10 protein-coding genes are annotated in these 12,308 nt (G+C 69.9%); 6 read left to right on the forward strand and 4 right to left on the reverse strand.

Going from position 1 to position 12,308, the window contains the following annotated elements:
* Complete coding sequence (locus KY5_RS12860) at nucleotides 1-918, forward strand: carbohydrate ABC transporter permease (RefSeq protein WP_098242369.1); 918 nt, start codon at nucleotides 1-3, stop codon at nucleotides 916-918.
* Nucleotides 919-923: 5 nt separating this feature from the next.
* On the forward strand, nucleotides 924-1,760 hold the full coding sequence (locus KY5_RS12865; RefSeq protein WP_098242370.1) for a carbohydrate ABC transporter permease: 837 nt from the start codon (nucleotides 924-926) through the stop codon (nucleotides 1,758-1,760).
* 25 nt (nucleotides 1,761-1,785) lie between these two features.
* On the opposite strand, the gene KY5_RS12870 is transcribed toward KY5_RS12865, so the two are convergent.
* Nucleotides 1,786-3,750, reverse strand: a complete 1,965-nt coding sequence (locus KY5_RS12870; RefSeq protein WP_098242371.1) for a glycogen debranching N-terminal domain-containing protein — start codon at nucleotides 3,748-3,750, stop codon at nucleotides 1,786-1,788.
* Entirely contained in the window at nucleotides 3,747-5,201 is a 1,455-nt protein-coding gene (locus KY5_RS12875) for an MGH1-like glycoside hydrolase domain-containing protein (protein WP_418952766.1), read from the reverse strand. The genes KY5_RS12870 and KY5_RS12875 overlap by 4 nt, the downstream gene beginning before the upstream one ends.
* A 121-nt stretch (nucleotides 5,202-5,322) precedes the next feature.
* On the opposite strand from KY5_RS12875, the gene KY5_RS12880 reads away from it, so the two are divergent.
* The 4 genes from KY5_RS12880 to KY5_RS12895 all read left to right on the forward strand — a co-directional run bounded on the left by KY5_RS12880 (nucleotide 5,323) and on the right by KY5_RS12895 (nucleotide 11,068).
* Nucleotides 5,323-6,591 carry an ROK family protein gene (locus KY5_RS12880; RefSeq protein ID WP_098242372.1) on the forward strand — a complete coding sequence of 423 codons (1,269 nt, stop codon included), beginning with the start codon at nucleotides 5,323-5,325 and terminating at the stop codon, nucleotides 6,589-6,591.
* Between the two features lie 417 nt (nucleotides 6,592-7,008).
* Nucleotides 7,009-9,744 (forward strand): pyruvate, phosphate dikinase, encoded by a 2,736-nt coding sequence (gene ppdK, locus KY5_RS12885; protein WP_098242373.1) that lies wholly within the window; start codon nucleotides 7,009-7,011, stop codon nucleotides 9,742-9,744.
* 296 nt (nucleotides 9,745-10,040) lie between these two features.
* The gene (locus KY5_RS12890) at nucleotides 10,041-10,487 is read left to right on the forward strand and encodes a GntR family transcriptional regulator (RefSeq protein WP_098242374.1); all 447 of its coding nucleotides are present in this window, start codon (nucleotides 10,041-10,043) and stop codon (nucleotides 10,485-10,487) included.
* An 11-nt stretch (nucleotides 10,488-10,498) separates the two neighbouring features.
* Complete coding sequence (locus KY5_RS12895; protein ID WP_199843053.1) at nucleotides 10,499-11,068, forward strand: HD domain-containing protein; 570 nt, start codon at nucleotides 10,499-10,501, stop codon at nucleotides 11,066-11,068.
* Here KY5_RS12895 and KY5_RS12900 read toward each other — a convergent pair.
* Together KY5_RS12900 and KY5_RS12905 are read right to left on the reverse strand one after the other, a co-directional pair.
* Entirely contained in the window at nucleotides 11,056-11,529 is a 474-nt protein-coding gene (locus tag KY5_RS12900; protein WP_098242376.1) for an NUDIX domain-containing protein, read from the reverse strand. The genes KY5_RS12895 and KY5_RS12900 overlap by 13 nt on opposite strands.
* Nucleotides 11,526-12,296, reverse strand: coding sequence for an XRE family transcriptional regulator (locus KY5_RS12905; RefSeq protein ID WP_098242377.1), 771 nt, complete (start codon nucleotides 12,294-12,296; stop codon nucleotides 11,526-11,528). Before KY5_RS12905 ends, KY5_RS12900 begins: the two co-directional genes overlap by 4 nt.
* Nucleotides 12,297-12,308 lie beyond the last annotated feature (12 nt).

Below are 12,308 nucleotides of genomic sequence, written 5' to 3' on the forward strand. Positions count from 1 at the left end.
ATGTCGGGGAACAAGACGTGGGGCACCCAGAACCGCACGTTGTGGTTCTGGGTCTTCGTCGGCCCCTTCGCGCTCGGCCTGCTCGTCTTCACCTACGTGCCGCTGGCCTGGAGCGTCTACCTCAGCTTCTTCGACGCGCACAACACGGTCTCGCCGACCGACTTCATCGGCTTCGACAACTACACCTCGATGCTGCGGAACGAGGCGTTCACCGACAGCCTCGTCACCTTCGCGGTCTTCTCGGCGTTCATCGTCCCAACGACCTTCGTGCTCTCGCTCGCGCTCGCCCTGATGGTGAACCGGATACGGCGCGCGCAGGCGTTCTTCCGCTCCGTCTTCTTCCTCCCGGCGGCGTGCAGCTACGTCGTGGCGGCGCTCATCTGGAAGCTGTCGATCTTCAACGGGGTGCGGTTCGGGCTCGCCAACACCGTCCTCGGCTGGTTCGGCGCCGACCAGACCGCGTGGCTCTCGACCACGGACCCGCCCTGGTACTGGCTGGTCATCGTCACCGTACGGCTCTGGCTCCAGGCGGGCTTCTACATGATCCTGTTCCTCGCGGGCCTGCAACGGATCTCGCCCACCCTCTACGAGGCGGCGGCGGTGGACGGCGCGCGGCCCGGCTGGCAGGTCCTGCGCCACATCACGCTCCCGCAACTGCGCGCGACCTCGGTCGCCGTGACGCTGTTGCTCGTCATCAACGCCTTCCAGTCGTTCGACGAGTTCTACAACCTGCTCTCCAACTCGAGCGGCTACCCGCCCTACGCCCGCCCGCCGCTGGTCTACCTCTACTACACGGCGCTGGGCCGGGAACAGAACCTCGGACTCGGAAGCGCGGGCGCGGTGCTCCTCGCCCTGATCATCGCGGTGGTGACGGTCGGCCAGGCCCGCTGGTTCGGCCTCGGCAGGAAGGAGGACTGACAAGCATGGACGACGCCCTGGTCCGGGTGGGCCGCGCGCTGCGAGTCGTACTGCTCATCGCCCTCGCGCTGCTCTTCCTGGTCCCCTTCTACCTCCTCGTACGCAACGGTCTCGCGTCCGAGGAGGACATCACCTCCCCCGACTGGACCTTCTTCCCTTCCACCCTGCACTGGTCGAACCTGTCGGAGCTCTTCGACGACCCGACGGTCCCGATGGCCCGCTCCCTGCTCAACTCCTCACTGATCGCGGTCGCGACGACCCTCGGCACGCTGGTCCTCGCCTCCCTCGCGGGCTACGGCCTGGCCCGCATCCCCTACCGCTACGCGAACCAGGTCTTCTACGCGATCCTCGGCACGATGATGGTCCCCGCGGCCGTCACCTTCGTCCCGAGCTTCGTCCTCGTCTCGTCGCTGGGCTGGGTCTCCACGCTCCGCGGCCTGATCGTCCCCACCCTCTTCTCGGCCTTCGCGTGCTTCGTCTTCCGCCAGTACTTCCTGGGCTTCCCCAGGGAGTTGGAGGACGCGGCACGGGTGGACGGGCTCGGCTACTGGCGCACGTACTGGCGCGTGGTCGTGCCCAACTCCCGCCCGGTCTTCGCGGCCGTCGGCACCATCGTCTTCATCGGCGCCTGGAACTCCTTCCTGTGGCCCCTGGTCATCGGCCAGGACCGCCAGGCCTGGACGGTCCAGGTCGCCCTGGCCACGCTCAACACGTCCCAGGTCATCCGCCTGCACGTGCTGTTCGTGGCCGCCGCGGTGTCGATCGTGCCGCTGCTCGTGGTGTTCCTGTTCTTCCAGCGGTGGATCGTGGCGGGGGTGGAGAGGTCGGGGATCGACGACTGAGGCGGGCGGGGCCGGGGTGGGCGTGTCACACCCCGCCCACCGCCGTCAGCAGGGCCAACGGCGCCGCGGCCGAGCGCGATTCGAGTACGCACGAGTGCGGATACGGCACCGGGACCGGATACGCCCCCTTGTCGTAGCCCGCGAGGACCTCCGGCAGGCGGCCGCCGCCCGTGGACGCGGCGTCGAGCAGGCCGCGGGCCACCGCGCGGGCCTCGTCGTGCAGGCCGTAGCGTGCGAGGCCGAGCGCGATCAGCGCGTTGTCGTGCGGCCACACCGAGCCCCGGTGGTAGGAGAGCGGGTGGAACGCGGGCTGTCCGGCCGCGAGCGTCCGTACGCCCCAGCCGGAGAAGAAGTCGCGCTCCAGGAGGCGGCGGCCCACCGCCTCCCCGTACTCCTTGTCCAGCAGCCCGGACCAGAGCAGGTGCCCTGCGTCCGATGCGAGCGCGTCGAGCCGGCGGCCCTCGCCGTCGAGCGCGAGCGCGGGGAAGCCCCGCTCCGGCATCCAGAAGTCCCGCTGGAAGCGGTCCCGCAGGTCGGCGGCGGTCCGCGCGAGCAGCTCCGCGTATACCGTGTCGTCCCAGACGGTCCGCGCGAGCCACGCGGTGCGCCGCAGGGCGTCGTACGCGTACCCCTGGGCGCCTGCCGCCATGACGGGGCCCGTCGCCCTCTCCCCGTCGGCGGAGCAGATCGCGCCGGGCGAGTCCTTCCAGTTCTGGTTGGCGAGGCCGCCCTGGTCCGCGCGGTAGACGAGGTAGCCGCGCGAGGTGAGCCCGCCGTGGTCGAGCATCCAGCCGACGGCGGCCCTGGCGTGCGCCTGGAGGCGGTGGGCGGTGGCGCGGTCCCCGGTCTGTTCGGTGTACGCGCCGAGCAGGACGAGGAAGAGCGGCGTCGCGTCGACCGAGCCGTAGTAGCGCCCGAACGGCACCTGCCCGAAGTGCGCGAGCTCGCCGTGGCGCACCTCGTGCACGATCTTGCCGGTCTCGGCGACCCCGCCCTCGGCGTCCTCGGTCGCCTGGGTGGCGGCGAGCGCGGGCAGCGTCGCGGCGGCCAGGCGGGGCAGATAGGGCAGCGCGAAGAGCGAGGTCAGCAGGGCGTCGCGGCCCAGGAGGGTGAGGAACCACGGGACTCCGGCGCCCGGCACCCGCAGCTCCTCGCCGTCCGGGCCCTGCGCGGGGACCTGGAGCACCGCGAGGTCCGCGAGGCCCCGCGCGCAGGCCGCCGCCAGCTCCGGCCAGGTGGCGGGCAGCGCCACCCCCGACGCGTACTCCGCCTGGATCTCGGCGAGTTGGCGCACGGCCTGCTCGGGCGAGCCCGTCGCACGCGGCCCCGGAGCGCCGTGCGGATACGCGGCGGCACGCAGTGCCACCTCAGCGGATCCGTGCGCGTCGAGCTCCAGGTTCCATACGAGGCGCCGCGCGCCGGTGCCGGTCTCCTCGATGCCGTCCGGGGCGGGCTCCGCGGTCACCGTCGTGCGCGAGCACCACTCGCCGCGCCGGTAGGTGAACTCGACGCCCTCGCCGCCCTCCAGCGGCAGCCGGGACCTGACGGCGCCCGGCTTGGTGTAGGTGCGGTGGTCGGCGCGGAGCTCGAACTGGTCGGTGAAGTCGGCGTCCACGGTCAGCGCGAGCCCGACCCGGGTCGGCACCGGGCGGTTGCTCCGCACCCGCAGGGACTCCGTGAACACTCCGTCGGCGACGGCCTGTTCGCGGAAGAGCGTGTAGGCGGGCGGCTCCTGGCGGCCGCCGCGCGGCACCAGGACGCAGCGCGCCGGGTCGGCCGCCGCGGCCGACGTCTCCACGGGCGCGAGGATCTCGGGCACCGCCCCTTCGACGGTGAGCTGCCAGCGGCTCAGGTGCCGCGCGTCCCGTACGAACAGGCCGTCGGGGCCCGCCGCCGTGCCGCGCACCGCGCCGACCCCGCTGATGTCACCGCCCGTGCCGACGGCCGCGAAGGTCCGCCCCCGCACGAGCAGCCGGTGCCGATCGCTCATGACCACACCTCTTCTCCCAAGAGCCCGCCCCGCCCGCTCCGGCTGTCGTCGAGCAGCAGGTCGAGGGCCAGCGCCGCGGTCCAGCCGAAGCCGCGCGCGCCGCTCCCCCGTGCGGTGTACGGATCGACGTACTCGGCGAACCCGGAGGTGACCGCCGCTTCGAGCAGCGCGTCGCGCAGCCCGTCCGCGCGCGGGTGGTCGCCGTGCAGCCGCAGCCCCTTCTCCAGGAGCCAGTTGGTGTTGAACCAGGCGGGTCCGCGCCAGTACCGCCGGGGGTCGAAGGCGGGGCCCGTCAGGTCGTAGCTCGGCACGAGCCGCGCCGGGCCTTCGAGTCCGAAGTGCGGGCCGCACGCGGTGCGCACCAGGGTGGCGGTGATGTCACGGTCGAGTCCGGGAAGGACCAGCGGGATGAGCCCGGTGACGCCGCGCTCGGGGACGAGTTCGCCGTCCCGCCCGGGGGCGCACAGGTCGCGGCAGAGGAAGAGGCCGCGCCGGGGGTCCCAGAGGCGGTCCACCAGGGTCTTGGTCAGCGCGTCGGCGCGTTCCCGCCGCTCGGCCGCCGACTCGGCAAGCGCGGCCGACTCGGCCGAGTCGCCCGACTCCGCGTCATCGGCGGCCAGTTCGCGCTCGATCAGGGCGAGCGCGCACTCCGAGACGATCAGCAGCGCGTTGAACGCGGGATCCTCGACCGCGAAGGCGCCGGGCCCCTCGGCGTCCGCGTACCGCCGGTCCCGATAGACCTCGGCGAGCCGCACGTACCTGCCGTAGTCCAGGTCCGTCGGCCGGTCCTCGGGCGCCCCGTGGTCCAGGTCGGCCCTGCGGTAGGCGGCCGGGTCCGCGGGCTCGACCCGGCTCAACGGGCCGTCCCAGCACGGGCTGTTGTCCATGCCCTGCTCCCAGGGGTGCACCACGGCGGCGAGCCCGGCGCCGCCCGCGTCCCTGGCGCACAGCAGATAGCGGTGCCAGGCGGCGAGCCTCGGCCGCAGGCGGGCCAGGAACGAACGGGCTCTGGACAGGCCGGGGTCGGCGCGGTGCACCAGCCAGGCGGCGAGCGCGTGCGCGGGCGGCTGGACGATGCCCGAGGTCTGGACCCCGGCGGGCGCGCCCGCCGCGCGGCCCGCGGTCGTGGAGCGCCAGAAGTCGGGGCTCGGGAAGTAGGCGTCGAGCGGCACGGCGTCGTTGAACACGATGTGCGGGACGCGGCCGTCGCCCCACTGGGCGCGCAGCAGCGTCTCCAGCTCCAACTGGGCGCGCAGCGGGGAGAGGTGGCGCAGGCCGATGGCGATGAACGCCGAGTCCCAGGACCACTGGTGGGGGTACAGCTCACGGGACGGCACGGTGGACGCCCCCGTCCAGTTGGCCCACAGCACCTGGGCGCCCAGCTCCCGCAGCACCCGTCCCGGCGCGGCGGCGCGGTGCCCGTCCTGCCGGGTGGTCGCACTGCGGTCCACGCGACGCCTCCTCGGGATGTTCGACGCCCTGTCAGTTAGGCACTCTCTACCCTAGGGTTACGTCCAGTTGGCGCGCAAAACCCCGTGTATTACGGGAACTTGGGGAGCACAAGGAGGGCACATGGGCACGGGAGGGCGCACGGACGCCGAAGGCCCGGGGCGGACACGGGCGCACCCCGGTGCGCGGGTCGCCCTGCGGGCCGAGGGCGCCGGGGACCTCCTCCACCTGGTGCGCAGCGGCCGCGCCACCACGCGCGGCGCCCTCCAGCAGGTCACCGGGCTCTCCAGGGCCACCGTCGGACAGCGCCTGGACCGGCTCTTCCGCGCCGGGTGGCTGCGGGAGGGCGCGGGTGGTCCCGCCGGGTCACCGCTGGGCGGCAGGCCCGCGCTGCGCCTGGAGTTCGACGACGCGCATGCCGTGGTGCTGGCGGCCGCCCTGGAGACCCGGCACGCCCGCGTGGCCCTGCTCTCCCTGGGCGGTGCGGTCCTCGCCGAGCACACGGGCCCGCTGGCCGTCGAGGAAGGACCCGACGCGGTCCTCGGCGAGCTGGGCGCCCGCTTCGCCGAGCTGCTGCGCGGGACGGGACATCCGGCCGCTTCGGTGTGCGGGATCGGGCTCGCCGTGCCGGGCCCCGTGGACACCGCGTCGGGGCGCGTCGTGCAGCCGCCGATCATGCCGGGCTGGGACGGCTACGACATAAGGGGCCGGCTGCGCCGCGCGTTCACCGGGCGCACGGGCGCGCCCGCCGACCTGCCGGTCCTCGTCGACAACGACGCCAACCTCATGGCGTACGGCGAACAGCGCGCCCACTACCCGCACTGCCCGTCGTTCGCCCTGGTCAAGGTCTCCACGGGGATCGGCTCCGGCGTCGTCGTCGGCGGCGAGGTCTACCGGGGCGTGGACGGGGGCGCGGGCGACATCGGCCACATCCGGGTGCCGGGGGGCGCGGAAGCGCTGTGCAGGTGCGGCTCGTACGGCTGTCTCGCGGCCGTGGCCAGCGGCGGCGCGGTGGCCCGCAGGCTGACCGGGGCGGGCGTGCCCGCGGCGTCGGGGTCGGACGTGCGGGAGCTCCTGGAGGCGGGGCACCCCACCGCGGTGGGGTTCGCGCGGGAGGCCGGGCGGCAGGTCGGCGAGGTCCTCGCGACCGTGGTGACGCTCCTGAACCCGGGCGTTCTGATGATCGCCGGAGATCTGGCCGGAACTCCCTTCCTGACCGGCGTGCGCGAGCTGCTCTACCAGCGGGCGCTGCCCCGCTCCACGGCCCATCTGGACGTGGTCACCTCGCGCCTCGGCGAGCACGCGGCCCTCGTCGGCGCGGGAACGCTCGTGGTCGAGCACCTCTACGCCCCCGAGCGGGTGGAGGAGCGGCTCCTCGCGCTGGGTGTGTAGTCGCGGCGCGCGGCGTCTCTCCCCGTGGGCGCGGGAGGTCCGGATCCTGACATTCGACCGCTTCAAACAGCGTGATTCTCGCCACCCCTGATAGCCCTTGCGCTCAGATGAGCGCTTCTTCGCCGACTGCACTTCTCCAAGGGGTGGCACTGAGTGCCACTGCTCGATCATTCATGAGGTGAACTCACATCTGAGTTGGAGTTGCTCATTTGAGCAAATGCCCAGGTCTACGGGGGTTGATCGTTCAAGAAGTGAATGCATTGAGCCTTCGAGGGTTACCGCTCCGTCACTTTCGATCTAGTGGCGGACGAGTGGTTACGTCCTCATGACGCACAAGTGGACGTACCCAGGCGCCTTCGATCTGGGTATGTTCCTCGCCGTCAGGGCAGCCACCGAGCTCTCGAGGAGTCGAGACCCGTGTCGGAAAACAAAGATCCCCACGTAGCTCACACGAGCGAGAGCGTGAAGTTCGTCTACGACTTCACCGAGGGCAACAAGGACCTCAAGGACCTCCTCGGCGGGAAGGGCGCGAACCTCGCCGAGATGACGAATCTCGGGCTGCCCGTCCCCCCGGGCTTCACCATCACCACCGAGGCGTGCAAGACGTACCTCGACAGCGGCGAGGAGCCCGTCGAGCTGCGTGACGAGGTGAGTGCGCACCTCGACGCCCTGGAGAAGAACATGGGCAAGAAGCTCGGCCAGGCCGACGACCCGCTGCTCGTCTCCGTGCGCTCGGGCGCCAAGTTCTCGATGCCCGGCATGATGGACACCGTCCTGAACATCGGGCTCTCCGACAAGTCCGTGACGGGGCTCGCCAAGCAGTCCGGCGACGACCGCTTCGCGTGGGACTCCTACCGCCGGCTCATCCAGATGTTCGGCAAGACCGTGCTCGGCGTCGACGGCGAACTCTTCGAGGACGCGCTGGAGAAGGCCAAGGAGGCCAAGAAGGTCGCGGTCGACACCGACCTGGAGGCCGCCGACCTCAAGAAGCTGGTCACCAAGTTCAAGAAGATCGTCAAGACGGAGGCCGGGCGGGACTTCCCGCAGGACCCGCGCGAGCAGATGGACCTCGCGATCCGTTCGGTCTTCGAGTCGTGGAACACCGACCGCGCCAAGCTCTACCGCCGCCAGGAGCGCATCCCCGGCGACCTCGGCACCGCGGTCAACGTCTGCTCCATGGTCTTCGGCAACCTCGGCCCCGACTCCGGCACCGGCGTCGCGTTCACCCGCGACCCGGCCAGCGGCCACCAGGGCGTCTACGGCGACTACCTCCAGAACGCGCAGGGCGAGGACGTGGTGGCGGGCATCCGCAACACCGTGCCGCTCGCCGATCTGGAGCAGATCGACAAGAAGTCGTACGACCAGCTCATGCAGATCATGGAGACCCTCGAGACGCACTACAAGGACCTCTGCGACATCGAGTTCACCATCGAGCGCGGCCAGCTGTGGATGCTCCAGACCCGCGTCGGCAAGCGCACCGCGGGCGCCGCGTTCCGCATCGCGACGCAGCTGGTGGACCAGGGCCTGATCGACGAGGCCGAGGCGCTCCAGCGCGTCAACGGCGCCCAGCTGGCACAGCTGATGTTCCCGCGCTTCGACGAGAGCGCGAAGACCGAGCAGCTGGGCCGGGGCATCGCCGCGTCGCCCGGTGCCGCGGTCGGCAAGGCGGTCTTCGACTCGTACACCGCGATCAAGTGGTCGCGCTCGGGCGAGAAGGTCATCCTCATCCGCCGCGAGACCAACCCCGACGATCTCGACGGCATGATCGCGGCCGAGGGCATCCTGACCTCGCGCGGCGGCAAGACCTCGCACGCGGCCGTCGTGGCGCGCGGCATGGGCAAGACCTGTGTGTGCGGCGCCGAGGACCTGGAGGTCGACACCAAGCGGCGCAGGATGACGGTGGGCGAGACCGTCATCGAGGAGGGCGACGTCGTCTCCATCGACGGCTCGACCGGCAAGGTCTACCTCGGCGAGGTGCCGGTGGTGCCCTCCCCCGTCGTCGAGTACTTCGAGGGCCGCATGCACGCGGGCGCCGACGACGCCGACGAGCTGGTCGCCGCCGTGCACCGGATCATGGCGTACGCGGACCGGGTGCGGCGCCTGCGGGTCCGCGCCAACGCGGACAACGCCGAGGACGCGCTGCGTGCCCGTCGCTTCGGCGCGCAGGGCATCGGCCTGTGCCGCACCGAGCACATGTTCCTCGGTGAGCGCCGCGAGATGGTCGAGCGGCTGATCCTCGCCGACGCGGACAACGAGCGCGAGGACGCCCTCAAGGAGCTCCTGCCGCTCCAGAAGCAGGACTTCATCGAGCTCTTCGAGGCGATGGACGGCCTGCCCGTCACCGTCCGCCTCCTGGACCCGCCGCTGCACGAGTTCCTGCCCGACATCACGGAACTCTCGGTCCGCGTCGCGCTCGCCGAGTCCCGCAAGGACGCCAACGAGAACGACCTGCGCCTGCTCCAGGCGGTCCACCGCCTGCACGAGCAGAACCCGATGCTGGGCCTGCGCGGCGTACGCCTCGGTCTGGTCATCCCCGGCCTGTTCACCATGCAGGTCCGTGCGATCGCCGAGGCCGCGGCCGAGCGCAAGACGGCCAAGGGCGACCCGCGCGCGGAGATCATGATTCCGCTCGTCGGCACCGTCCAGGAGCTGGAGATCGTCCGCGAGGAGGCCGAGCAGGTCATCGCGGAGGTCGTCGAGTCCACCGGCGTCGAGCTGAAGCTGGCACTCGGCACGATGATCGAACTCCCGCGTGCGGCCCTCACCGCCGACCAGATCGCGGAGGCCGCGGAGTTCTTCTCCTTCGGCACGAACGACCTCACCCAGACCGTCTGGGGCTTCTCCCGCGACGACGTGGAGGCTTCGTTCTTCACGGCCTACCTGGAGAAGGGCATCTTCGGCGTCTCCCCCTTCGAGACGATCGACAAGGACGGCGTCGGCAAGCTGGTCCGCGACGCGGCCAAGGCGGGCCGTGAGACCCGCCCCGACCTCAAGCTCGGCGTCTGCGGCGAGCACGGCGGCGACCCGGAGTCCGTGCACTTCTTCCACGAGGTGGGCCTGGACTACGTCTCCTGCTCGCCGTTCCGGATCCCGGTGGCGCGCCTCGAGGCCGGTCGCGCGGCCTCCCACTCGGTGGGCAGCGACCACCGGTAGCCAGACTCCGGGACCGTCGCCGTGTCCCCGACCCTCAGTACCGATGCGGCGGCGGTTCCGGTTCGCGATGAAGGGGCAGCACCTTGTGCGGAGGTGCTGCCCCTTCGTGCATAGTCAGCGGAGACTGTCAAGATGGGCCCCTGACCAGGCAAAATGGTGTTTGCTGGCGTTGGCTGCCGTTGAACGCGCCTGAAGGCGTTGTGCCCTCCGTGTGCCCTCTGGAGCAGCTTCCCGCTATCCCGTGCGACCGTGGGACTCTTGGCAGCGAGCAACGGAGAGACGCGAGAGGAGCTCAAGTGTCGGAGGCCAGTCCGCGCGGAACCTACCTGGTGATCTCGGAGGCCCTTCGGAAGGGGATCGAAGGGGGCGAGATCGTCGATGATCTGCCGTCTGAGGCTGACCTTGTACGCACGCATGGAGTCGCGCGCAACACGATCCGCCGGGCTCTCAAGGCCTTGGAGGCCGATGGTGTCCTGGAGTCTGCCCCTGGGATTGGCTGGCGCGTCTCTCAGGGCGGCGACCGTCGCCCCCTAGTGGACCGCATGATCTCGGTAATCGAAGAGGACTCGCTCGTGGTCGGGGATAAGTACCCGTCTGAGGCCAAGCTCTGCGAACGATTTGGCGTATCCCGTACCGCGGTGCGCCGTGGTCTTGCTCAGATGGAGGGAACTGGCTTGCTTGACACTGTCCACGGCAAGGGACGCACCGTTCGTGCTCTCCCCACTTCCGGCGGGCGGTCGTAGCCTTGGCCGCCATGGGACTGACTGAGTGGGCGTACTCGCTCTCCGAATCGCTACTGTCCGATCCGCTGCCACGCAGATGGGCCCACTCCTTGGGGGTCGCCAAGCGCGCTCGATCCTTGAGTTCGATCCTGGGCGACGAGGCGGAGTTGCTGGAAGCTGCCGCCGTACTGCACGACATCGGATACGCACCGCGGATCGCTGTCACCGGCTTCCACCCTCTCGACGGAGCCCGGTTCCTCCGCAGCCAAGAGCGGGCCAACGAGCGAGTGATCCGGCTCGTGGCCCATCACTCCTGCGCTCTCTTGGAAGCTGAGGAGCGTGGTCTCAGGCGAGAACTGGAGAGTGAGTTCGAGCTAGAGCGCCCTGCCCTCGTTGACGCGCTCCTCTTCTGCGACATGACAACCACCCCGAACGGCACACACACCACAGCGGCTAAGCGGCTTGACGAGATCGTGCAGAGATACGGTCCGGACACCGTCGTCGGCCGCTTCATTCAACGTGCGGCACCCGAGATTCATGCAGCTGTGGGGCGAGTGGAGGGCCGCCTTGCTCAGGCCCCGGCCGTAGATCAGCCGATGTAGGGCTTTCCACGGGAGGCATCCAGTCCATGCTGGATACGCAGCCGCATGGATGGGTGAATGTCGAAGGTGTGGAGGTCCGCTGGGTTGACCCAGCGGACCTCCTTCGATTCGCTGCTTGTCCGCAGCGAGCCACCGACCGGGTGCGCACTGAAGCAGATCGAGAACTGTTGTCGCACCTCGCCATCGTCGTAGGCAAGTACATGCTGTGGGTCGGTGTAGAGGCCCACGATGTCGTCGATCTCGACGGTTATTCCGGTCTCTTCTACAACTTCTCGTACGACGGTGTCACCGACGCGCTCGCCGATGTCGTGACCGCCACCGGGGAGCGCCCACAGATCGTTATCGGTCTTGTGGATGAGCAGAACACGCCCGACCTCATCACGGACAACCGCTGTGACCGACGGGACAACAGAATTAGCCTCGGGCGCGTTCGGGTCACGGAAATAGTCGATTCGGCTCATGCGTGGAGACCTCCGTAGTCAGCAGGTGAGGAAATGGGCCTAGCTGACTCCCAGACCCGTTCGATGCTCTCAGCGTAGGCATCGAATAGTTCGCCACCGGGCACTCGTTGCAGATGCAGCACGGGAGCCATATACGCACCGACCCCGTAGAGGTGACCGTTGGCGAGCATCTCGTCGTCCGCTCGGTAGAGCGAGTTGTAGAGCGTCGTGCTGTGGAGGCGGAACTCAACTCCTGGAAGCCCGAAGAGCGGACTGTAGTTGATGAGAGCGTTTCGAATCTTGCCCGCCATGGCGAGACCGATCCCCTCATCCTCGCCACGAACGGCTACAGCTAGACAGTCCGGGTCTCCCAGCATGAAGCGGACCGAGACACCGACAGCCGATTTCTCTTTGACGATCCGATGAAACGTAGCATCCTCGGTGAGCCAGAAGCCGGAGTAAACGAGCACATCGAAGGACTGCGTCGCTTGCGCGTAGAGCTGTGGCCACAAACGGTTCGGTACGACGGATCGGTGCGGGTAGAGCTTGATCAGCTCAGCGTTCCCGGCTTCGGCAACTTCGGCCGAGGTCCGCTCCTCCGGCCACAAGTAGGACACCTCGCGCTGCAGGAGCGAGGCGGTCGCGTACTGGAAGCGTCGGTACGGCTTTCGGTTGGGCTCGCCGATCCAACGCTCAACCGTCTTCGCTGAGACGCCCAACCTCGTGGCCACTTGCTCGAACGTCATCCCGCTCTCGACGATCGCGCCTCGGAGCCTCTCGTTAGGCATGCCGCGAACACC

The organism is Streptomyces formicae, assembly GCF_002556545.1.
GTDB lineage: Bacteria > Actinomycetota > Actinomycetes > Streptomycetales > Streptomycetaceae > Streptomyces > Streptomyces formicae_A.